The organism is Streptomyces sp. E-08 (assembly GCF_049913095.1).
Taxonomy (GTDB): domain Bacteria; phylum Actinomycetota; class Actinomycetes; order Streptomycetales; family Streptomycetaceae; genus Streptomyces.
Map to the genome: position 1 here is coordinate 7,825,424 of NZ_CP183971.1, position 21,839 is coordinate 7,847,262.

The 21,839-nt window shown below is 73.0% G+C and carries 19 protein-coding genes; 17 read left to right on the forward strand and 2 right to left on the reverse strand.

What is annotated here, in order from left to right:
* The first annotated feature begins 26 nt into the window (after window positions 1–26).
* The 10 genes from ACN9MM_RS35860 (at window position 27) to ACN9MM_RS35905 (ending at window position 12,553) form a co-directional block, all read left to right on the forward strand.
* Window positions 27–1,577 (forward strand): AMP-binding protein, encoded by a 1,551-nt coding sequence (locus ACN9MM_RS35860; RefSeq protein WP_426367932.1) that lies wholly within the window; start codon window positions 27–29, stop codon window positions 1,575–1,577.
* Entirely contained in the window at window positions 1,567–1,851 is a 285-nt protein-coding gene (locus tag ACN9MM_RS35865; RefSeq protein ID WP_426367933.1) for an acyl carrier protein, read from the forward strand. The genes ACN9MM_RS35860 and ACN9MM_RS35865 overlap by 11 nt, the downstream gene beginning before the upstream one ends.
* Entirely contained in the window at window positions 1,848–3,242 is a 1,395-nt protein-coding gene (locus ACN9MM_RS35870) for a flavin monoamine oxidase family protein (RefSeq protein WP_426367935.1), read from the forward strand. Before ACN9MM_RS35865 ends, ACN9MM_RS35870 begins: the two co-directional genes overlap by 4 nt.
* Window positions 3,243–3,689: 447 nt before the next feature.
* The gene (locus ACN9MM_RS35875; RefSeq protein WP_426367936.1) at window positions 3,690–5,396 is read left to right on the forward strand and encodes an AMP-binding protein; all 1,707 of its coding nucleotides are present in this window, start codon (window positions 3,690–3,692) and stop codon (window positions 5,394–5,396) included.
* A gap of 10 nt (window positions 5,397–5,406) precedes the next feature.
* Entirely contained in the window at window positions 5,407–6,837 is a 1,431-nt protein-coding gene (locus ACN9MM_RS35880; RefSeq protein WP_426367938.1) for a KamA family radical SAM protein, read from the forward strand.
* Complete coding sequence (locus ACN9MM_RS35885; protein ID WP_426367939.1) at window positions 6,834–7,877, forward strand: ATP-grasp domain-containing protein; 1,044 nt, start codon at window positions 6,834–6,836, stop codon at window positions 7,875–7,877. Before ACN9MM_RS35880 ends, ACN9MM_RS35885 begins: the two co-directional genes overlap by 4 nt.
* Before the next feature lie 5 nt (window positions 7,878–7,882).
* On the forward strand, window positions 7,883–9,100 hold the full coding sequence (locus tag ACN9MM_RS35890; RefSeq protein ID WP_426367940.1) for a phenylacetate--CoA ligase family protein: 1,218 nt from the start codon (window positions 7,883–7,885) through the stop codon (window positions 9,098–9,100).
* On the forward strand, window positions 9,097–10,398 hold the full coding sequence (locus ACN9MM_RS35895) for an MFS transporter (RefSeq protein WP_426367941.1): 1,302 nt from the start codon (window positions 9,097–9,099) through the stop codon (window positions 10,396–10,398). Before ACN9MM_RS35890 ends, ACN9MM_RS35895 begins: the two co-directional genes overlap by 4 nt.
* Window positions 10,395–11,297 (forward strand): SDR family NAD(P)-dependent oxidoreductase, encoded by a 903-nt coding sequence (locus ACN9MM_RS35900; protein WP_426367942.1) that lies wholly within the window; start codon window positions 10,395–10,397, stop codon window positions 11,295–11,297. Before ACN9MM_RS35895 ends, ACN9MM_RS35900 begins: the two co-directional genes overlap by 4 nt.
* Window positions 11,297–12,553: a phenylacetate--CoA ligase family protein gene (locus ACN9MM_RS35905; RefSeq protein ID WP_426367943.1), complete on the forward strand. Its 1,257-nt coding sequence runs from the start codon at window positions 11,297–11,299 to the stop codon at window positions 12,551–12,553. Before ACN9MM_RS35900 ends, ACN9MM_RS35905 begins: the two co-directional genes overlap by 1 nt.
* Before the next feature lie 57 nt (window positions 12,554–12,610).
* Here ACN9MM_RS35905 and paaI read toward each other — a convergent pair whose 3' ends face one another.
* Entirely contained in the window at window positions 12,611–13,054 is a 444-nt protein-coding gene (gene paaI, locus ACN9MM_RS35910; protein ID WP_426367944.1) for a hydroxyphenylacetyl-CoA thioesterase PaaI, read from the reverse strand.
* A 244-nt stretch (window positions 13,055–13,298) separates the two neighbouring features.
* Between paaI and ACN9MM_RS35915 the strand changes: the two genes are divergently transcribed.
* A complete protein-coding gene (locus ACN9MM_RS35915; protein WP_426367945.1) occupies window positions 13,299–14,357 on the forward strand; it encodes a hypothetical protein in 1,059 nt (352 codons plus the stop codon).
* 136 nt (window positions 14,358–14,493) lie between these two features.
* On the opposite strand, the gene ACN9MM_RS35920 is transcribed toward ACN9MM_RS35915, so the two are convergent.
* Window positions 14,494–15,759 carry an MFS transporter gene (locus tag ACN9MM_RS35920; RefSeq protein ID WP_426367946.1) on the reverse strand — a complete coding sequence of 422 codons (1,266 nt, stop codon included), beginning with the start codon at window positions 15,757–15,759 and terminating at the stop codon, window positions 14,494–14,496.
* Window positions 15,760–15,869: 110 nt separating this feature from the next.
* On the opposite strand from ACN9MM_RS35920, the gene ACN9MM_RS35925 reads away from it, so the two are divergent.
* From ACN9MM_RS35925 to ACN9MM_RS35950, 6 genes are read left to right on the forward strand one after another with little or no spacing between them, the layout of a single operon-like run.
* On the forward strand, window positions 15,870–16,946 hold the full coding sequence (locus ACN9MM_RS35925) for an ABC transporter substrate-binding protein (RefSeq protein ID WP_426367947.1): 1,077 nt from the start codon (window positions 15,870–15,872) through the stop codon (window positions 16,944–16,946).
* Window positions 16,936–18,087, forward strand: a complete 1,152-nt coding sequence (locus ACN9MM_RS35930; RefSeq protein ID WP_426367948.1) for a FecCD family ABC transporter permease — start codon at window positions 16,936–16,938, stop codon at window positions 18,085–18,087. Before ACN9MM_RS35925 ends, ACN9MM_RS35930 begins: the two co-directional genes overlap by 11 nt.
* A complete protein-coding gene (locus tag ACN9MM_RS35935) occupies window positions 18,084–18,893 on the forward strand; it encodes an ABC transporter ATP-binding protein (RefSeq protein WP_426367949.1) in 810 nt (269 codons plus the stop codon). Before ACN9MM_RS35930 ends, ACN9MM_RS35935 begins: the two co-directional genes overlap by 4 nt.
* Before the next feature lie 13 nt (window positions 18,894–18,906).
* Window positions 18,907–19,770 (forward strand): Rossmann-like domain-containing protein, encoded by an 864-nt coding sequence (locus ACN9MM_RS35940; protein WP_426367951.1) that lies wholly within the window; start codon window positions 18,907–18,909, stop codon window positions 19,768–19,770.
* On the forward strand, window positions 19,767–20,810 hold the full coding sequence (locus tag ACN9MM_RS35945; protein ID WP_426367952.1) for a GHMP kinase: 1,044 nt from the start codon (window positions 19,767–19,769) through the stop codon (window positions 20,808–20,810). The genes ACN9MM_RS35940 and ACN9MM_RS35945 overlap by 4 nt, the downstream gene beginning before the upstream one ends.
* Window positions 20,731–21,756 carry a pyridoxal-phosphate dependent enzyme gene (locus ACN9MM_RS35950; protein WP_426367953.1) on the forward strand — a complete coding sequence of 342 codons (1,026 nt, stop codon included), beginning with the start codon at window positions 20,731–20,733 and terminating at the stop codon, window positions 21,754–21,756. The genes ACN9MM_RS35945 and ACN9MM_RS35950 overlap by 80 nt, the downstream gene beginning before the upstream one ends.
* Window positions 21,757–21,839: the final 83 nt, after the last annotated feature.

Here is a 21,839-nt window from a genome sequence, read left to right on the forward strand (position 1 = left end):
CAAGCTTATTCGGGGCGATCAAGTCGATGCAGTGCGAGACCCTTGGCACCACTCCGGACCTCATCGAGGCCTTCACGGAAGCCGCTCTTCGTCACCCGGATCGCGCGGCGCTCGTCCATGAGGGACGGGTCGTGACGTACCGCCGGCTGCACAAGCTCGTGAACGGCCTCGCGGAGCGCCTCGGACCGTGGCACGGAGCCATCGCCGTGCCGGCGACGCACACACCGGAGACCGTCGTCGCGCTGCTCGCCGTGCTCGCGGCCGGAGGCGTCTACTGCCCCGTCGATCCGGCCTTCCCGCCGGCGCGCCAGCAGGACATGGCATCCGCGGCCGACTGCCGTGCGGTGATCGACACCGGCGCGGCTCTGGACCCCCGACTCGCCCTGCCGGTCATCCCCTGGGGCCAGGAGGAGACGGGAGAGGCCGCGGCGGCGGCCACCGGCGGCCTCGCGCGGGACAGGGGCCCCGAGGCACCGGCGTACATCCTCTTCACCTCGGGCTCCACCGGCCGGCCCAAGCCGGTGGTGACGCCGCGCCGGGCCATCTCGGTCTCCGTGCGCTCGCTCCGTGAGCTCTTATCGCTCACGCAAGAGGACCGGGTGCTCCAGTTCGCCTCGCTCAACTGGGACACCTCGCTGGAGGAGATCCTCCCGACACTGACGGCCGGAGCCGGCCTGGTGTTCGACCGCGAGGCGCACTCCGGATCCTTCCCCCGGTTCCTGCGGATGATCGAGCGGGAACGCGTCAGCGTCCTCGACCTCCCCACGGCCTTCTGGCACGAGCTCGTGCTCCACCTGGCCGAGGAGGGAACGACCCTCCCCGACTGCGTCCGGCTGACGGTGATCGGCGGGGAGGCCGTCAGCCCCGCACGGCTGGCCGACTGGAGCCGCCTCGACACGGGCCGCATCCGGCTCGTCAACACCTACGGATGCACCGAGACCACCCTGATCACCCACGCCGTCGATCTGCACGGCCCCGGCGCCCCGGTCCCGGGCTGGGACTGGGCGAGCGGCACCCGGGCGCCGATCGGCCGGCCCCTGGCCCACGTCGTGGAGGACATCGGGGACCAGGACGAGCTGCTGATCGGCGGCCCCGCGCTGGCCCTCGGCTATCTGGGCATGGCCCGGGCCACCGAGGAGGGGTACGCGGTCGTGGGCGGCGAGCGCCGGTTCCGTACCGGAGACCGGGTCAGCAGGACGCCGGACGGTCTCCTCATCCACGAGGGCAGGCTGAACGACGAGATCAAGATCCGGGGCATCCGCGTCGATCCGGCCGAGGTGGAGGCACACCTCGCCGGCCACCCCGCGGTGAACGCGGTGGCCGTCACCGGAGCCACCAGCGTCGGCCGCGCCGCACTCGTCGCCTACGTCGTGCCGAGGCCGGACACCGAGACCGGGCATCTCGACGGCGACCTGCGGGCCTACCTGCGTGAGCGGGTGCCCGCCCATCTCGTACCGAGCCGGATCACCGTCGTCCCGCACCTCGTGCTGACCACGAGCGGCAAGGTCGACCGGAGAGCCTCGCACCAGCGATACGCAACCGTGAACAGGTCAAAGGAGACCGTTGATGAGCGTTGACACCACCCCCTCGGCCGCCGAGGACTCGCCCGCCGGCCCAGGCACACCCGCCGGTGCCGGCACCGACGGCGTGGTGGCGATGTTCCGGCGCGTACTGGAGACCGAGGACGTCGCGGCGGACTCCGACTTCTTCCTCCTCGGCGGCGACTCGCTCGTCGCGACGCGGGTGCTCAGCGCCATCGCCCGCTCCTACGGGGTGGAGCTGACCTTCGAGGACTTCGTCGGCGCTCCGACCCCGGAACGGCTCGCCGAGAAGATCGCGGAGGCCCGGTGACCGCGCCCGAAGGAACCGGGGCCGACGGCGCCCCCGGGCGCTCCGACGGCGTCACCAGCGCCGTGGTGGTCGGGGCGGGGTTCGCCGGACTGACGGCCGCGACCGAACTCGCCGCCGCCGGGGTCGACGTGACCGTACTGGAAGCACGCGACCGGGTCGGCGGTCGGGCGAGAGGACTCCAGGTCTCCGCCGAGGACTGGGTGGACGCGGGCGCCGCCTACCTGGGGGACCGGCACACGGAGCTCCACTCCCTGATGGCGGAGCTGGACCTCAAGGCGACGCCCACCGTCATGGAGGGTGCCAGCCGCTTCGCCCTCGGGAGCGACGACAGCACCCGGGACGGCCGGTTCCCGCCGCTCAACGCCGTGGCCCTCGGCGACCTCTTCGAGAGGCTCGACGAACTCACCGCGACCGTCCGCCCCGATGCCCCCTGGCTCACGCCGGGCGCCGAGGAGCTGGACGCCCTGACCGCCGGAGCCTGGGCCGATCACCACCTCGCGCACCCGGACGCCCGGCTCTTCTTCCCGCTCTTCCTGGGCGAGATGATGGCGGCCGACCCGGCCAGGGTGTCCATCCTGCACGTGGCCTTCTACCTGCGGTCCGGCGGTGGGCTGCGCTACCTGAACGCCTTCGAGGGCGGTGCCCAGCAGGACCGGATCGACGGAGGCGCCCACCAGGTGTGCGAGCGGCTGGCCGCCCGGCTCGGGGCCAGGGTGCGGCTCGGCGAGCCGGTCCACAGCGTGCATCAGGACGACGAGGGGGTCACCGTCCACAGCCCGAGCGGGGAGTACCGGGCCGACGTGGCGGTCATGGCCCTGCCGCCCCTGCTCGCCGACGCCGTCGACCACCGGCCCGAGCCGCCGGCACGCCGGACGAGCGACCGCACCGCGCGGGGCTGCGCGGTCAAGGTCCACCTGGTGTATCCGGCGCCGGTATGGCGGGACCACGGTCTGTCGGGGTGGTCGGTGAACGCCGAGGGACCGCTGCTGTCCACCGTGGACGACTCGCCGACCGGCGCCGGAGCCGGAGCGGGAGCCGGAGTCGGTGTCCTCACCGGCTTCGTCACGGGCGCCGAGGCCCATCGCTTCGCCGCGCTCGATCCGCGGGAGCAGCGGTCGGCGGCGGTCGAGCAGGCGGCCCGTCTGTTCCCGATGCTTCCCGAACCCGTGGGCTTCCACGTGACCGACTGGGTCAACGAGCCCTACAGCAAGGGCTGTTACGCCGCTCTCTTCGGTCCCGGTGACTGGGTGCGGCACGGCCCGGGTCTTGCGGCACCCCACCTGCGGGTGCACTGGGCCGGAACGGAGACCAGCACCGAGTTCTTCGGACTGATGGAGGGGGCGATCCGTTCCGGCCGCCGGGTGGCAGCGGAGATCCTCGCCCGCCCGTAGACCCGGTACGGGAAGAGGCGGTACGGGAAGGGGCACGGGCGCCGGTACGGGCCGCGGTACGGCCGCAGACCGACCGGCCCGCGCCGCCGGGGAGCCGCTCCGTCCCCGCCCCGCCGGCCCTCGCCCGCCAGGAACCCGTTCCGCCGGCGCCCGTCGCCCCTGCCGGACCCCCGGCCCGGCACGCGCGCGTGCTCCGAGCCGCCTCCGGACCTCCCTCTCGTCTTCGCCGCACCTCCGTACCCACCGACCCGACCCTCCCCCCGTGCCGATCGCGACACGTCACGACACACCGCGACGCGTCCGAGGTCAGCCCGTGCGCCGCACCTCACGACGGCACGGGAAAGGCAAGCCGAACCACAAGTTCCGCCGAGAACAGCAAGCCTTCGATCAGTCGTCGGGCCCCGGCCCCACCAGGATCCGTCCCGGCGACGCCCAACGGGAGACCTCATGAGCGACCACACGTCCATCGCGCCTCTCGCGGCCAGACAGGCGTTGATGACCGAGCCCACCCTCGGGGCGGGCAACTTCCTCGACCACGCCATCGCCGTCAACCCGAACCGCGCGGTCCCGTACGCCTACACCCATCGCGTCGACCACCGGGGCGCGGTCGAACTGCGCGGTCACAGCCTGCTCGACATGGCCGCCCTGCGCGACCATCACGCCAAGTGGTACTGGGCCAACGGTGTCAGGCCCGGCGATCCGGTCGGCGTGGTCGTCCGCGAAGGCCTGGAGCCCCTGGTCCACTTCCTTGCGCTCGCCGCGCTGGGGGCAGTCCCCGCCCTCGTCAACGACGCCATGCCGCACGAGGTGATGGTGCGCTACCTGAACCACGTGGGCGTCGTGGGAGTGGTCGCGGACGACCCCACGCGGCTGGCCGCCGCCTACCGGGAGACCCCTCACCGCCGTCCCCGCTTCATCGCCATGGCGGCCGAACTCCACGCCTTCGACGCCGTGTCCGCGGAGCTCCCCGCGGTCTACCCGTACGAGCACGCCGCCGACGACGTGGTCGCGCTCATCCACTCCTCCGGGACCACGGGGACGCCGAAGTCCACCAAGCTGGCGCACCGCCAGTTCTGGGAGGGCAAGCAGCCGCGCATGGTGCGCTTCCCCGCGGAGAACGACGACCGGCTGATGTCGCTCATGCCGCACACCCACGCGGGCGGCCTCAGCTACTTCCTCACCGCCACCCTGCTGGGCCTGCCGACCGTGGTCATGTCCGACTGGCGGCGTACGGTCGTCGAGCCGGTGATGGAGGCCTTCCTGCCCACCATGGTCGCCTCCTTCCCCCGCACCTTCGTGGAACTGGCCACCGGAGAACTCCCGGTGGAGGGAGCGGCGAAGGTGCACTCCTGGTTCAACACCGGTGACAGCGCCCACTACGGGCACATCCGCCGGCTGGTGCAGCTCGGCGAGCGGCCCGCCGGCCTCGTCAGGCCCTGGCTGCTGCCCGCGGAGAAGGAGGAGCAGCCGCCCCTGCCCGGCTCGCAGTTCATCGACGGTCTGGGCTCGTCCGAGATGGGCATGGCCCTGTTCGGACAGATGACCACGCCGGAGAGCGGGCGCGACGACCGCTGCGTCGGCAAGCCCCTGGACGTGGTGGAGAAGGCCGCGGTGCTCGACGAGGACGGCGAGGAGGTCCCCGACGGCACGGTGGGTCTGCTCGGTGTGATCACGCCTTCGCGCACCCCCGGATACTGGAACGACGACAGGCTCACCAGCACGTTCGAACGGAACGGCTACTGGCTCACCGGCGACGTGGCCAGGCGTGACACCGAGGGACGGTTCTACCACCTCGACCGTACGGTGGACGTCATCGACACCGTGGGCGGTCCGGCGTACAGCCTGCCGATCGAGGAGGTGCTGCTCGCCGACTGCGCCGCGCTGGTGCAGGACTGCTCGGTGATCGGCGTTCCCGCCGGACAGGGAGAGGGGCAACTTCCGCTGGCGGTCGTCAGGTTGCAGGCGGAGGCCGCCGCGAGCACGGCGGAGGAGGTCCAGGAGGCGGCCAACAAGGCCCTGACCGACGCCGGGCTGACACCGCTGGCCGCGGTGAGCATCGCGCGTGCTCCGGAGGACTTCCCGCTCGGCCCCACCGGAAAGGTGCTCAAGCGAGAGCTCCGGACCCGTTTCGCCACCTTCCTGACCGGCCGATAGGCGGGCCCCGATGATCCCGCAGCCGTACCAGTACGCGCGGACCCCGCTGACCGAGCCGGACTGGCGACGGCTGCCGGGATGGCGCCGTGTCACGGAACGTGAGTGGCGCGACGCCCAGTGGCAGAGGGCCCACTGCGTGAAGAACCCGCGCCAGCTCAAGGACGTCGTCGGTGACCTGCTCACCGACGACTTCTACGGGGATCTCGCCGCCGACCAGGCGGAGTTCGCCACGATGGCTATGCTGATCACGCCGCAGATGCTCAACACGATGGCGCCCCGGGCCGCCGTGGAACCGGGGGCGTTCACCGAGGCGTTCCTCGCCGACCCCGTCCGCCGGTACATGCTGCCGGTGCGCTCGGACCGGCACCCGCGGTGGCCGAGCCACCCGAAGGCGGGACGGGACTCGCTGCACGAGGCGGACATGTGGGTGGTGGAGGGCCTCACCCACCGCTATCCGAACAAGGTCCTGGCCGAACTGGTCGCCACCTGCCCGCAGTACTGCGGGCACTGCACCAGGATGGACCTCGTCGGCACCTCCACACCCCAGGTCACCAAGGCCAGGCTCGTGCTCCGCCCGAGGGACCGGCAGGAGCAGATGCTGGACTACCTCAAGCGGACCCCCACCGTGCGCGACGTGGTCGTGTCCGGCGGAGACGTCGCCAACATGCCCTGGCCCCAGCTGGAAGCCTTCCTCATGCGGCTGCTCGACCTGGGGTCGGTGCGCGACATCCGCCTGGCCAGCAAAGCCGTGGTCGGCCTGCCCCAGCACTGGCTCAGGGCCGAGGTCGTCGCAGGCGTGGAGCGGGTCGCCTCGGTCGCCGCCCGGCGGGCGGTCAACCTCGCGGTGCACACCCACGCCAACCACGCGCAGTCCGTCACCCCCCTGGTCGCCGAGGCCGCCCGGGCCCTCCTCGACGCGGGCGTCCGGGACGTCCGCAACCAGGGGGTGCTGATGCGCGGGGTCAACGCCACCCCCGAGGACCTGCTCGACCTCTGCTTCGCGCTCCAGGGCGAAGCGGGCATCCTCCCGTACTACTTCTACCTCTGCGACGTGATACCCCACGCCGAACACTGGCGGACCTCCCTCCACCAGGCCCAGCGGCTCCAGGAGGCGATCATGGGGTACCTCCCCGGCTACGCCACCCCGCGGATCGTGTGCGACGTACCGCACGTCGGCAAGCGCTGGGTGCACCAGGCCGTCGCGTACGAGCGCGAGCGCGGCATCTCGTACTGGACGAAGAACTACCGCACCGGCCTCGAAGTCCGGCAGTCGCCCGACGAGGACCTCGAAGGGGCGCTGGCCCGGCGCCACCCGTACTACGACCCGCTGGACACCCTTCCCGAGTCGGGCCGCCGCTGGTGGACGGAGCGAGCCCCCGCTCAGGACGGATCGGCCGGCGCCCCGCACCCCCGACCCACCGCTCCGGAGGTCACCCCGTGAACGCCTTCCCAGCCCGCCCCGCCACCGGCCCGCTGCGCCGGATGTGCTGGATCTTCCCCGACCGGGAATCGACCCGGATGGCCGGGACGTGGCACGCCATGTTCTGGGACCTGTACGCCGAGGCCGCCGCGGACCTGGGCATGAGCTGGACCCGGCACTCCCCCGACGCGGTGACGGTGGACTGCACGGAACCCGGACGCACCCGGGTCTACGTCGACGACGAGCCCGTCACCCCCCGCGACACGCTCTTCATCACCGCGCTCTACTCGCTGCCGTACCAGCAGATGGACGTCTTCAACCAGTACGCCCTGAGCGCGGTGTTGCAACAGGCCGGCTTCTACCTGCCCTTCCCGCCCGAGACCTCGCTGATCGGCAACGACAAGCTGGCCACCCTGCTCCACCTCGGCGGCTCCCCGGTCCCCCCGATCCCCACCGTCCGCATCGGCACGGGTCGCGACGTGAGCAGGCACCTGTACGAGGTGGCCCTCGGGAACATGACGTATCCGGCCATCGTCAAGCCGGCCGGCTGGTGCGGTGGCGGCGGCATCAACCTGGCGCGGAGCGTGGGGGACATCCGGGGCCTGGCCAGCCTCGCGCAGGGCGGCGACACCACGCTCGTGGTCCAGCCCTACCTCGGGGACGGCACGGTCGACCACCGGGTGTACGTGATCGACGGCGCGCCCCACACGGTCCTGAAGCGGACCCCGCAACCCGGCTCGGCCGTCGCCAACATGAGCCACGGCGGCACCATGGAGTTCACTCCCGTGCCCGAGGAACTCGCCAAGGCCACCGCCTACTTCGCCGAACGGCTGCCCGTCCCGTTCTTCTGCCTCGACTTCCTCCACGACGGACAGCGGTTCTGGTTCTCCGAGCTGGAGCCCGACGGCGTCATACCCCGCGTCCCCGGAGACCCGGACGGGACGGTCCAACGGGACATCACCCGGGCCCGCTTCGCCGCCTACCGGGACGCCCACGCCCGGCACCTCGCCGACGCCGACGGCGAAGCGTCCCCGTTCACCTCACCGACGGAAGGGAGCTGACCACGATGTTCTCGCTCACCCCGGAGGCGGCCGAGTCACGGCTGCCGGTCGCCCGCAGGACACTGGAACTCCTGCGGCAGGTGCCGGAACTGGCCGCGCGCTACCGCGACGTCGAGGACATCCGTACCCTCGACGGCGTCGCCGCGCTCCCGCCGCTGCTCAAGGACGACCTCAACGTCGCCCTCGCCCACCTGCAACCCCGCGCCGAGCAGGGCGCCACCTGGCTCTTCCAGAGCGGAGGCAGCACCGGAGCGCCCAAACTGGGCCACGCGCCCACCGGCTTCTACATGTCCGGGGTGCACGCCCACTGGCAGCCGCTGGACCGCGAGGACGTCTTCGTCAACGCCTGGGGTGCCGGACGCATGTGGGGAGCGCACTTCCTGGTCGCCGCCCTGGCCGACCTCTCCGGCTGCCAGGTGATGGCGCTGGGATCGGTCGCCAAGGACGAGTACGCCGAGTGGCTGGCCTTCTTCGCGGCACGCGGGGTGACGGCGATCGGCGGGACCCCGAGCGTGCTGAGGCTCTGGTTCGCCCACGCCCGGGCCGCCGGCCTGGAACTGCCGGACCTGCGCAAGGTGCTCTGGCTCGGCGAGGCGTGGCAGCCACAGCTGGAGGAGGACATGGCCGCGGTCGCGCCGGCGGCCCGGCGCTGGGGCATGTTCGGAAGCACCGAGACCTGGGTGGTCGGGACCAACACCCCCGACTGCCCCGCGGACACCTTCCACACCCTGCCCGACCAGCTGGTCCACGTGGGCGAGGACCAGCTCCTGGACTTCACCACCCTCAACCCGGAGATGCTCAACCCGGTGCTGCGCTACCGCACCGGGGACGCGGGACGACTGGTGGCGTGCCCGTGCGGCCGGCCCGGGCGGGCCGTGCAGGTGCTCGGCCGCCGCGACAGCGTCGTCCAGGTCCGGGGCCTGGGCCTGCACGTCGAAGAGGTGATCACACGCGTGGAGCGGGAGGCGGGTGTCTCGCGCGCCCAGGTGGTGATCTCCGAGACCGGCGGGCGTGCCGCATCCGTGGAGGTGCTGCTGCTCACCGCCCCGGGCGCGACCGTGGACGTCGAACCGCTCCGCAAGGAGCTCCTGACCGAGACCTTCACCCTGAGCACCGCCTTCCAGCACGATCCGGAGAACTTCCGCGTGCGCCCCGTCGCGGACCTGATCAGCAACGACCGGACCGGCAAGACCTCCGGCCTCGTGGTTCTGGAGGGGCCGTGAAGCTCGCGCGGCCGGTGTCACTCGGCGCCGAGTTCAACCGCTTCTGGATCGGCCAGTCGGTGAGCACCGTCGGTGACCGCATCACCGTCTTCGTCGTTCCGACCGTGATGATCTTCGCCCTGGACGCCTCCGCGTTCCAGGTCGGCATCGTCGCCATGGCGCAGTACCTGGGCATACCCCTCCTCGGTCCGCTGGCCGGAGTCCTGGTGGACCGGTGGGACAACCGCCGCACCCTGCTCGTCTGCGACCTCGCGCGGCTGGCGGCGGTGGCCGTCATTCCCCTGGCGTACTGGCAGGGCTGGCTCTCCACCCCGCTCCTCTTCGCCTGTGTGGCGGTGATCAGCGGCGCCACGATCTTCTTCACCGTCGGCTATCTCGTCGCCGTCCCCGCCGTGGTGCCGAAGGACCACCTGGTCCGCGCCTACTCCCGGCTGGAAGGCAGCCGCTCGGTCTCCGAGGTCTCCGGCCCGTCCCTGGCCGCCGGCCTCTACAGCGCCCTGGGCGTCGCCGCCCTGCTCGTCGACGCAGCGAGCTATCTGATCTCCGCCCTGTCCATCCGCTCCATGCGGCCCTGGGGCGAGCGGACCACCGCCGAGGGAACGGTGTGGGAGCGGCTGACGGCGGGCTTCCGGCTGAACTGGGCCGACCCGGTGCTGCGCCGGGTGGTGGTGGCGGCCGTGACGCTCAACTGCGGCGGGCCCGTCTTCGTCACCGTGCTCCCGATCCTCGCCTACCAGGGACTCGGCGTCTCCGTCGGGGTCTTCGGCGCCGCCATGTCCGTGGCCGCGGTGGGCGCCCTGGCCGGCGCGGCCCTGGCTCCGAAGGCCGGTGAACGGCTGGGGACGGGGCGGATGCTGGCCTGGGCGCTGCTCCTGCACTGCCTGGTGGGCCTCGGCGTGCTCGCCGCACCCGCGCTCCCGGCCGGGGCCGTGATCGCCGTGACCATGGGCTGCTACGGCTTCTTCATGTCCTTCATCAACGTGAGCAGTGCCCCCATCCGGCAGTCCCGGATGGCCGCACGGAACCAGGGGGTGATGCACGCGGCCTTCCGTACCGCGACCTGGGGTGTGATCCCCCTGGCCGCCCTGGCCGGAGGCCTCGCGGTCAGCCTGCTCACCGGCCCGCTCGGCGTACTGGACGCGGCCCGGGTCACCATGGCCGGGGGCACGCTGCTCGCGGCCTTGTCCTTCCTGCCCGCGCTGCGGATCCAGCGCCTGCTGGACGCGGCCGAACGGCAGCGGACACCGGAGGCGGACGGCGGGAACGCCGAACCGGTCCTGGCCGAGGGCACCTCATGAGCACCGGAGGGAGCGAAGGGCGTCGGGTGGTCCTGGTGACCGGGACGTCCTCGGGCATCGGCAAGGCCACGGCGATCGCCGCGGCACGGGCCGGCTTCACCACGGTCGCCACCCTGCGCGAGCCCGGCCGTGCCGGGGCCCTGCGGGAGGAGGCCGACCGGGCCGGCGTCCCTCTGGACATCCGCAGACTGGACGTCACCGACGCCGACTGCATCGCCCGCTGCGTCGACGACGTGCACCAGGCGTACGGACGGCTCGACGCCGTGGTCAACAACGCCGGCGTCTCCAACTTCGACCCGACCCTGGAGATGTCCACCACGGAGGCACTGCGGGCCAACCTGGAGGTGAACTTCTTCGGGGTGGTCGAGGTGAGCCGGGCCGCGATGCCGCTGCTCCGGGCCGCCCGCGGGAGTCTCGTCACCATCGGCAGCGTCCACGGAATCGTCGGGCAGCCCTTCAACGAGGCCTACTGCGCGGCCAAGTTCGCCGTCGAGGGGTTCATGGAGAGCCTGGCTCCCGTGGCGGAGGCGCACGGGGTGAGGGTGTCCGTCGTGGTCCCGGGATTCGTCAGGGACACCTCGTTCGGGATCTTCCCGGACGTCAACCGCAAGACCATCGAAGCCGCCTCCGGACCCTACGGCCCGACCTTCGCCGACTACATCGACTGGGTGGTCCACCACGGATGGGAGGGCGCCGGGCAGAGCGCGTCCGAGGTGGCGGAGGTCGTGGTCCGGACGCTACGGGCCGAGCGACCGGCCTTCCGCGTTCCCACCAACCCCTGGGCGGCCGCCTACCTGGAGCACAAGCTGACCGACCGTGACGGCTCCGTCGTGCGGGAACTCGCACGTACGTGGATCGGGCGCCGACGGGAATCCGACGACACAGAGCAGGAGAGGTAGTGCCCGCCAAAACCCTTCAGGAACTGGTCGACTTCGTCCGCACGCACTCGCCCTTCTACGCGGAGGCGTACCGGGACGTGCCACGGACGGTCTCGCACCTCACCCAGCTTCCCGTCGTCGACCACGCGGAGTTCTGGGCGGCGAACACCTGGCCGGACAACCGGGTGCTGACCGGCCCGCTGACCGACGCCGGGGTCTACAGGACCGGCGGCACCACCGGCGTGCCCAAGCTGTCCGTCTGGTCGCGGTCGGAGCACGCCGACTCGGTCACGGCGTTCGGCGCCGGCATCGTGCGGGCCGGGCTGCAGCCGGGGCACCGGGTGGCCAACCTCTTCTGGGCCGGCGAACTGTACGGCGGAATGCTCTACATCGAACACGCCCTGCACGCGGCCCCCGTGGACAACGTCCGCCTGCCCGTCGGTGCCGGCGCCCCCAACGAGTTCATCGCCGACCTGATCGACGACTTCGGCGTGAACGTCCTCGCCGGCGTCCCGATGAAACTGGCCGCCGTGGCGGAGTGCCTCGTCCGGCGGGGCCGGACCGCCGACTCCGTGGAACTGCTGCTCTTCGGCGGCGACCTGCTCTTCACCGACCTGCGGCCCATCCTGCTGAGGGCCTTCCCCAAGGCGGCCATCGCCTCGGTCGGTTACGCCTCCATCGACGCGGGTCTCGTCGGGCGGCCCGTACCCGGTGACGACGTACGGGTCCACGAGGCCTTCCCGCACCGGACGGTGGTGGAACTCGTCGACGACGTCACCGCCGAGCCGATCACCACACCGGGAGTGCCCGGCCGCGTCATGGTCACCAACCTGTTCCGCACCCTCATGCCGGTCATCAGGTTTCCCACGGGCGACCGCGGCGAGTGGGTCGACCCGCGGTGCACGCGCTTCCGCCTCCTCGGCCGGTCCATGGAGGGCGGACGGGTCGGCACGGTCTCGATGCCCATCGAGGACGTCCGCGCGGTGCTCGTGGAGGCGGACCCCGACCGGCACATAGCCGGCATGCAGATGGTGCAGCGCCGCTGGGACGGACGGGACGGCCTGATCCTGCGCCTGGGGTACGTCGAAGAGCCCCCGGCGGACCTGAGCGCCCGGCTCGTCGAGGCGGTCTACGCGGCCCGGCCGCTGTTCCCCGCGGAGGTCGCGGACGGCGCCATCCACGAGCTGGGCATCGAGTGGGTGCCGCGCGCCGAGCTGCTCACCAACCCGCGGACGGGCAAGCTCAGGCAGGTGGTCGACGAGCGTCCGGCCGGCTGACCGGGCGGTCGTACGTCCCGCGGCCCGTCGGTGTCGTCCGCCGTCGGGCCGCGCCCGTCACTCGGGCTGGGGCCGCGCCCTGCCGGCGAGCATCACGCTCTGTCCGCGGAACTCCGCGACGACCGTCCCGTCCGTCCGGCGGACCGTCACGTCGTAGATCCCGTTGCGGCCCGAGCGCGTCCGCTCCACGGCCTCGGCGAGCAGCTCGTCGTCCACCGCGGCCGGCAGCAGGAAGGAGACCTGCGCGGACTGCGCCACGGTGACCGGCCCGTAGCCGTTGCAGGCGTAAGCGAACGCCGCATCGGCGAAGAGGAAGAGAAAGCCTCCGTGAGCCATGCCGTGGCCGTTCACCATGTCCTCGCCCACCCGCATGCGCATCAGCGCCCGGCCCGGCGCGACCTCCTCCAGGGCGATGCCCAGGGTCCGGCACGTGCGGTCCCGCCCGTACAGCTCCGCGATCCCGGCCGGTGCGTCGTCCGGCACGCCGATGTGCACACCCACGACCGCGCCCTCCCTCGTGACCGGACCGGACGGGCCCGATGGCTACGCGTCCGCATTAGACCGACCAAGGTCGACAACTGTCAATGACGGGACGGTGCGGGCCCGGCAGAGCGACGATCAGCCGCGGCCGTGGTCGTGCGCCCGCTCAAGGTGCGCCACATCGTCGGGGTGGAGCGGTTTCGTCCCGGCGGACCCGTCCCCGCTCCCTGAACCTGCGGGGTGCGGGATGCGGGACGATGGCCGGATGAACGCACAACAGGGAAGCACAGCAGAGGAATCCATCGGGGAGGTGGCCCGGCGGCTCGTCGCGGCGGACACCGGCGGCTGGACGCCGGAGGGTGCGAGGGCCCTGGCGGCCGAGCTGGGGTGGGCCTGGGCCGGCACGTCGGACGCTCCCGTGCTGATCACCGGCCGGTCCTCGGGCGACGCGCGTCTGCGCCCGGTCGGCGACTACGAGAAGCGTTACGTCGACGGCGAGTCGTACGTGGAGCTCGCGGTCCCCGTGGCGGTTCCCGCACCGGACGCCGCGGCGCAGGCGGCGGCCTTCCGTGCCGCGAAGGAGGAAGTCACCGCCGCACTGGGCAGGCCGTCGATCATGGGCTCGCACGGTGAGATGGGCCCGTTCTACGACAGCGAGCCGCTCTGGGGCGCCCCCTTCCTGCGCTGGCGCGGCAGCCCGGACACGCTCGAACTGCGGGCCGGGACGTCGGGGCCGGAGCTGGTCCTGCAGCCCACCGACCCCGCGGAGAACTGGTTCTGGCGCCAGGGCGTCGGCGAGGAGCACGCGATCAGCGGCTTCTTCGGCAGCAACCGTGATCAGGCCAACGTCGGCCTCGGGTTCCCGGGCGGGTGGACCGCCCGGAGCTGGGAGACCGTCACGCGGTCGCTGAGCGACTTCCTGGGAGCGCTGCCCGCCGAGACGACCGCCCTGGGGATCCGGCTCGCCATGCCGTTCTACGGGCGCAACGGCCAGAGCGCGCCCCTTCTCTTCGACGTGGTGTGCGGCGACCGGCTCTCGATCGCCTGCTTCGCCCCGGACGACGTCGCTCCGGCCGCACTCGGCTGGGGCACGGTCGCCGACTTCCCGCACACGGCATCGGTCTTCGGCGACGACGATCCGGTGTGGCGTGTGGACGCGGGCGGCCCCGGCGAGCCGAAGGGCCGCGCACTCGCCGAGATGCTCGTGGCCACGGCCAGGGCGGCGGGCGCGAGCGATCCCACCGACCTGATCATCGGCGGCGAGGCGGGATACGTGGACGGCTACGACGTCACCTACTACGGGCTGGGCCTCCGGACAGGCTGACCACTACGACGGGCTGGCCTCCGGAAGGCTGACCACCCCAGGGGCGCACCGCCACGGCGGTGCGCCCCTCCACCGTAGGAAGCCGCCCGCGCCGATCGGGGCGGCGACAGGGCTCGTGTCGTGGTGGGCCGGTCCGTCAGTCGGTCGTCGGCGGGGCCGTCCGGGCGAAGTGGCGGGAGGTGGGTACGAGCGCCGCCGCTGCCGGTACGAGGAAGCAGGCGGCGGCGCACACGGCCAGTACGGGAGTGACCCCGAACGCGTCGATGGCCGGGGCGATCAGGGCGAGGCCCACCGGCGCCAGACCGTAGGAGACCAGGAAGTCCAGCGACGAGACGCGGGCCAGCCTGTCCGGGGCGACCTCGCGCTGAGTGGCCGTGAACCACGGCACGTTGAACAGCTCGATCCCGATCCCGGCGACGGCGTACGCGGCGACGACCACGACCGGGTGCACCGGCAGCATCAGGCTCAGCGGCGCGACACCGTACGCGGCCAGACCGGCGAAGGCGGCCCACCCCTGGGAGCGCGGCCGGCGGCGGGCGATCACCATGGCGCCGCAGAGCGCGCCCACGGTGTACGCGGTCATGGCCGAGGCCAGCACCCACTCGGTGCCGTAGCGGTCCCGGCTGATCAGGGGCAGCGCGACGCTGGTGGCGGAGTAGCCCAGGGCGACGACCGCGACGAGGGCGGCGAGCCCGGCGAGGAACCACGGGTGCCGGCGTGCTTCCCGTATGCCCTCCAGGAACTCGGCGCGGAAGCCGGGGCGCGGGCCGGGCTCGGCGGCCGGGTCCGCCGCCGTGTACGTGCCCTTGCCCGGGACGAGGGCGGCGACCAGCCAGAGCAGGCCGATGCCGAGGAGCAGCGACCCCACGTCGAGGAACGCCGCGAGGAGGGCGGTCAGGGCGGGTCCGGTGAGCGTCGAGCTGCGTACGGCCATGGTCATGGCGGCGTTGGCCTGCTGGCGCTGGTCGGGGCCGACGGTCTCGGCGGTGAGTGCCTGGAACGCCGGGCGGCAGGCGCCCTGTCCGGCGCCCGCGAGCGCGGCGGCCGCCGTCATCAGCACGAGTGAGCGGTCGAGTCCGGCGGCGAGGAGGGGAGCGGCGGCGGCCGCCGCGAGGGCGGACCAGCGCACGACCGCGCGGCGTGAGTGCCGGTCGGCCAGGACGCCGCCGACGGCGACGGCGGCGAGGAAGCCCGCCGTGCGGGCGGCGAGGACCAGCCCGAGGCCGGTGGCGCCGAGGTCGTGGTGCAGTACGGCGAGCCCGAGGACGAACGGCAGGGCCCAGGTGGCGAGGCCGGAGGCGGTGGTGCCCGCCCAGAGGCGCAGGAAGGTGATGTCGCGGAGGACCGAACGCGGCGGCACGGTCGGGGACTTCGCCGCTGTGGGCGCGGGTGGGGTTGCCACGGTGTGGTTGCTCCTCGGAGGCGGGGGTGGGGTTCGCCGAACCCCACCCCGGAGTCGTTAATGAAAATGAATTCCATTACAGTACCCTTCCGACGGAGCATTCCTGCCCGGTGCACGACAACACCCACGCCCTCCCGCAGACCGGAGAACCCATGCGCCATCCCGCCCGCCTCGCCATCGCCCTCACCCTCGCCCTGGCCGCCGTGGGCTGCTCCACGACAGCCGGCAGCGGCTCCAGAACCGGCGGCGAGCCGACCGCCCCGGCCTCCGCAGGGGCGGTCTCCGTCACCAGCTGCGGCCGCCAGGCGTCCTTCGCCGAACCTCCGAAGCGGGCCGTCGCCCTGGATCAGACCTCGACCGAGACCCTCCTCGAACTCGGGCTCCAGGACCGGATGGCGGGCACCGCCAACCTCAAGACGAAGATCCCCCCGCCGTACGAGGCCGCGTACGCCAAGGTCCCGGTCATCGCCCCGAAGATCGCCACCGGCGAGCAACTGCGCGCAGCCACCCCCGACTTCGTCGTCGCCGGCTCCACGGACCTCTACACCGAGGACCGGGCCGGCACGCGCGAGGAGCTGGCCGCCCTCAAGGTCCCCACCTTCGTCAGCGCCGTGGACTGCCCCCGGCAGAACCCCGCCTCCACGACGCCCTTCGAGCTCCTCTTCTCCGACTACGAGAACCTGGGCAGGATCTTCGGCGCCGAGAAGCGGGCCGGCGAGCTCGCCGCCGCCCAGCGCGCCGCGGTCGCCCGGGCCGGGGCGAACGCCGCCAGGACGCCCCGGGGGGCGGACCGGCCGACCGTGGTCTACCTCTACTCCGTGTTCAACGGAATGCCGTACGTGGCGGGCAGGACCGGTCTGCCCAGCGAGATGAGCCGGATCGTCGGCGCGAAGAACGCCTTCGACGACGTGAACGAGGACTGGCCCGAGGTCTCCTGGGAGGAAGTCGCCCGGCGCGACCCCGACTTCATCGTGATCGGCGACCTGTCCGAGCGCGGCCGGCCCGGCGACAGCGCCGCCGAGAAGCGAGCCACGATGACGGCGCACCCCGTGATCTCCCGGCTGGCCGCGGTCCGCGACGGCAGGATCCTGGAGGTGCCGGGCATCGAGCTGGACCCGTCGGTCCGCTCCGTGCACGCCCTCGGACTCCTCGCCGACGGCATGAAGGACCTCGGGTATGTCCGCTGACCAGGACACTCCGAGCAGCGTGGCGCGACTCCCGCTCCCGGCGGTCCGCGAGCGGGCGGTGACGGGGGACACCGTCCCCACCCGGCCCCGGCCCGGCAGAGACGCCGGGTCCGCCGGACGCCCGGGCAGGTCCCCGGCGGCCCGGGCCGCCCTCTTCCTCCTCGCCACGGGAGGCCTGGCGGCCTCGGCGGTGGCGTCCGTGCGCATCGGCACGGCCGACGTGGGATGGAGCGACCTCGCACGGGTCCTCGGTGCCCGTCTCGGCCTGGACGTCGAGCCGTTGCCCCCGCTGGTCGACTCCCTCGTCTGGGACCTGCGTCTGCCGCGCGTCCTGATGGCCGCCCTCGTCGGCGCCTCGCTCGCGGTGTGCGGCGCGGTGCTCCAGGCCGTCACCCGCAACGCGCTCGCGGACCCGTACCTGCTCGGCGTCTCCTCGGGAGCGTCCGCGGGAGCCGTCACCGTGGTCGTCCTCGGAGTCGGCGCGAGCACGCTCGGGGTCACCGGCGGCGCGCTGGCCGGCGCGCTGCTCTCCTTCGGGCTGCTCCTGTCGCTGCTGCGGCGGACCGGCCTCGACTCGGTACGCATCGTCCTCACCGGCGTGGTCGTCGGGCAGCTCTTCACCGCGCTGACCTCGCTCGTCCTGATGGCCTCGGCGGACGCGGACACCACCCGGGCCGTCACCCACTGGCTGCTCGGCTCGATGGCGCCGGCCCGCTGGGACACCGTCGCGGTCTGCGCGGTCGCCACCCCGCTGGGACTGGCGGTGGCCTGGCTCTGCTCCCCTGCCCTCGACGGGCTCGCGTTCGGCGCCGACACCGCCGCGTCCCTCGGGATCGGCGTACGGCATACGAGGATGCTGCTGCTCGTGGTCACGGCCGTGCTGACCGCGGTGGCGGTGGCCAGCGTCGGCGCCATCGGTTTCGTCGGGCTGATCGTCCCCCACGGAGTGCGGTTCCTCGTCGGACCCCTGCACCGGGTGCTGCTGCCGTGGGCGGCGCTCGCCGGCGCGGTGTTCCTGGTGTGGACGGACGCGCTGGCGCGGGTCGCCTTCGCACCCCGCGAGGTTCCCGTGGGCGTGATCACCGCACTGCTCGGCGTCCCGCTCTTCCTGATGGTCCTGCGCCGGCGGGGTGAACTGTGAGGATCACCGCCGAGGACCTGAGCTGGTCGGTGGCGGGCACGCCGGTCGTACGCGGCGTCTGCGCCGACATCGCGCCGGGCGAGACGGTCGGACTGATCGGCCCCAACGGTTCGGGCAAGTCGTCGCTGCTGCGCTGCCTGGCCGGCCTGCGGACCCCCGACGCGGGCACGGTCCGCTACGACGGCGTGTCCGTACGGGACTGGAGCGCCCGCCGGATCGCCCGCCGCGTCGCCTTCGTCGACCAGGACGCGGGCGCGGACAGCGACCTGCGGGTCGCCGACGTCGTGGGCCTGGGACGCATCCCGTCGCGGGACCCCTGGCGCGGACCGGACGCCACCGACCGGGCGGTCGTCGCCGCTGCGCTGGAGCGCCTCGGACTCACCGCGCTCGCCGACCGCTCCTGGAAGGCGCTGTCCGGCGGCGAACGCCGACGCGCCCACATCGCCCGCGCGCTGGCCCAGCAGCCGTACGGGCTCCTGCTCGACGAACCCACCAACCATCTCGACGTCACCCACCAGTTGCAACTGATGGAGCTGCTGACCGGCACCGACCGGACCGTCCTCGTCGCGCTGCACGACCTGTCGCTGGCCGCCCGGTACTGCGACCGGCTGCTGCTCCTGCACCACGGCCGCCTGGTCGCCTCCGGCCCGCCCGCCGCCGTCCTGACGGCCCGACGGCTGGCCGAGGTCTTCGAGGTGGACGCCGAACTCACCACCGACGCCCTGGGGCACCCCCAGGTCGCCTACCGGGGGCCGCTCGGCACCCCGGTCCCGGCCACGGCGCCGGCCCCCCGACCCTCCCTGTGAAACGAGAGTTCCCATGACCCAGCCCACCCCCACCGCCATCGCCCCCGGCGCCTCCACCGTGACGACCGTCGACGGGCTCATCGCGGCCGTCCTGGCCGGCGAGCACGGCCCGCCTCCCTCCACGCTCGTCGCGACCAGCGTGTTCTGGATCCACCACGGCACCCGCCTGGCCGGCGGCGACACCACCTACCTCAACCAGTACGTCCTGGTCCGCCTCGGCGGCTCTTTCGGCGGCTGCGCCTTCGAGGCCGGCGAGATCGCCCCGTCGATCTGCCGCGACTCCTCCGGCACCCCCCTCGACGTCCTGCTGCGCGAGGCGCCGCGCCCGCTGCGGATCGCGGCCCTCGACGCCTACCTCTCCGAGACCCGTCCGCACCGCGTGGCCGCAGCGGCGAACGCGGCCGAGGGCGTCACCCTCCCCGCCGGCACCCCGGAGGTCCGTGCGAAGGCCCGCGACGCGGCCATCGCCGGCCTGCTGGACATCGAGCAGGGCGCCAGGGTCGGCCTCATCGGCGTCGTCAACCCGCTCGTCGCGGCGATCCGCGAGCGAGGCGGGGAACCGCTGCCCTGCGACTTCAACCTCAAGGCCACCCAGTGGGGTGACCCGGTCACCGACGACATGCACGAGGTCCTCGACCGCGCCGAGGCCGTCGTCGCCACCGGAATGACCCTGAGCAACGGCTCGTTCGACACCATCCTGGAGCGCTGCCGGACCCGGGGCATCCCGCTCGTCGTCTACGCCCAGAGCGGCAGCGCCGTCGCCCGCGCGTTCCTCGGTTCCGGAGTGACCGCCGTATCAGCGGAACCGTTCCCCTTCTCCCAGTTCAGCGCCGAGGAGACGACCCTGTACCGCTACCGGACGGCGGGCGGCGCGTGATCCCCGCCGCCCTCCCGGCGACCTCCCGCGCCGGTGAACTCCCCACCGGCACCGGGTACGCCCCCTGTCACCACGGCGAGCTCCTCCAGGGCGTCTTCCTCGACGACGACGGGCACCGGTGCGCGGGCCTGGTCACCCTCCCCATGGCCGGGCCCGGCTGCGCCGCCGTGTTCACCCGCAGGCCCGGCACGGCGCCCGAGGCGCTGACCGTCCTGCCCGCCGACCGTACGAAAGCCGCGCGGGCCGCCGCCCTCGCGGTGGCCGAGTGCGCCCGGCGGACAGGGGAGCCACCGTGCGGCGGAGACGTGCTGCTCACCTGCGACGTACCCGTGGGCCTGGGCCTGGGCAGCTCCACCAGCGACGTGATCGCCACCGTGCGCGCGGTCGCGGACGCGTACGGGCTGCGGCTGCCCGGCGACACGATCGCCCGGCTCGCCGTACGGGCGGAGCTCGCCTGCGACCCGCTGATGCTGGACGGCCGCCCGGTCCTCTTCGCCCAGCGGGAGGGCCGCGTCCTGGAGGTCCTCGGCCCGGCCCTGCCACCGCTGGTCGTGGTGGGCTGCACCCTCGGCGGGGGCGCACCGGTGGACACCCTCTCGCTGCCGGTGCGCGAAGCGGGCGACGGCGACGTACGGGCCTTCGAGCGGCTGCGCGCGCTGCTCCGCCGGGCGGTGGCCACCGGCGACGTGCAGCAGCTCGGCGAGGTGGCCACCGCCAGCGCGACGCGCGGTCAGCAGGTGCTCGGCCATCCGGAGTTCGACGCGCTGACCGGCATCGCACGCCAGGCCGGGGCGGTGGGTGTGCAGATCGCGCACAGCGGCGCGGTGGCGGGAGTGCTGTTCGACCCCGCCGCCCCGGGGCTGCGGCACCGCGTCCGCGGCTGCCTGGGAGCCCTCGACGCCCACGGCATCCCCGCCACCCGGACCTTCACGACCTTCACCACGACCAAGGAGCTCCCGAATGGACCAGCACATCGCGGAGTCGATCGGCAGGCCGGACCTGATACGCCTCGACGACCGGCTCGTCTGCCTGCGCTTTGAGACGATGAAGGTGGTCTCCGCCCTCGCGGCGGTACGCCACCTGCTCGACAACGGAGTGGTGCGCCGCGGGGACACCCTCCTGGACAGCTCCAGTGGCATCTACGCCTACGCCCTCGCCCTGGCCTGTCACCGGCACGGAATGCGCTGTCACATCGTCGGCTCGACGACGGTCGACGACACCCTGAGGACCCAACTCGCCGTGCTCGGAGCGACGCTGGAGCGGATGGAGCCGTGCAGCGACCTGAAACTCGACCAGAAGCGCCGCGTCGAACGGATCCACGAGATCCTCGCCGAGCACCCCGAGTACCACTGGATGAGGCAGTACCACGACGACGTCCACTACCTCGGCTACCGCGCGGTCGCCGACCGGATCCGGGAGGCGACCGGAGCGGACGGGCTCACCCTCGTCGGAGGAGTCGGGTCCGGAGCCTCCACCGGAGCCCTCGCCCGCTACCTGCGCGAGACCCCCGACGGGCGCGAGGCCGATGTCGGACTCGTCGGCGTCCAGCCCTTCGGCAGCGTCACCTTCGGCTCCGAGCACGTCTCCGACCCCGAGATCATCATCGCCGGGATCGGCAGCTCCATCCCCTTCGGGAACGTCTCGCACGAGCTGTACGACACCCTCCACTGGATCTCCTTCGACGCGGCACTCGCCGGCAGCGTGGACCTCCTGCGCCGGCACGCGGTCTTCGCGGGCCTGTCCACCGGCGCCGGCTACCTCGCCGCCCGCCACGAACGGGACCGGTCCCCGGAGCGGACGGTCCTCTTCGTCGCCGCCGACACCGGACACCGTTACGTCGACACCGTCCACGCCCGGCACCGCGAAGCCGCACGCATCTGCGACCTGACCCCGCGTGAGGTCTCCCACCGGAGCCGGCTCGCCCTGCCGTGGTCCCGGATGCAGTGGAACCGCGCCCCGGCGACGACCCCGGCCAAGGCGTCGTGACGCACCGAAACCATCGGCCCCGGGGCCGCCGTGACGGCCGAAGGCCGGGACACCCGATGCGGTGTCCCGGCCGCCGGACGCCT

Excerpts from the sequence above, each read along its gene's own strand:
- ACN9MM_RS35900 (WP_426367942.1), top strand. The coding sequence starts at position 10,395 with ATGAGCACCGGAGGGAGCGAAGGGCGTCGGGTGGTCCTGGTGACCGGG.
- ACN9MM_RS35915 (WP_426367945.1), top strand. The coding sequence starts at position 13,299 with ATGAACGCACAACAGGGAAGCACAGCAGAGGAATCCATCGGGGAGGTG.
- ACN9MM_RS35890 (WP_426367940.1), top strand. The coding sequence starts at position 7,883 with ATGTTCTCGCTCACCCCGGAGGCGGCCGAGTCACGGCTGCCGGTCGCC.
- ACN9MM_RS35865 (WP_426367933.1), top strand. The coding sequence starts at position 1,567 with ATGAGCGTTGACACCACCCCCTCGGCCGCCGAGGACTCGCCCGCCGGC.
- ACN9MM_RS35940 (WP_426367951.1), top strand. The coding sequence starts at position 18,907 with ATGACCCAGCCCACCCCCACCGCCATCGCCCCCGGCGCCTCCACCGTG.
- ACN9MM_RS35875 (WP_426367936.1), top strand. The coding sequence starts at position 3,690 with ATGAGCGACCACACGTCCATCGCGCCTCTCGCGGCCAGACAGGCGTTG.
- ACN9MM_RS35880 (WP_426367938.1), top strand. The coding sequence starts at position 5,407 with ATGATCCCGCAGCCGTACCAGTACGCGCGGACCCCGCTGACCGAGCCG.
- ACN9MM_RS35950 (WP_426367953.1), top strand. The coding sequence starts at position 20,731 with ATGGACCAGCACATCGCGGAGTCGATCGGCAGGCCGGACCTGATACGC.
- ACN9MM_RS35860 (WP_426367932.1), top strand. The coding sequence starts at position 27 with ATGCAGTGCGAGACCCTTGGCACCACTCCGGACCTCATCGAGGCCTTC.
- ACN9MM_RS35930 (WP_426367948.1), top strand. The coding sequence starts at position 16,936 with ATGTCCGCTGACCAGGACACTCCGAGCAGCGTGGCGCGACTCCCGCTC.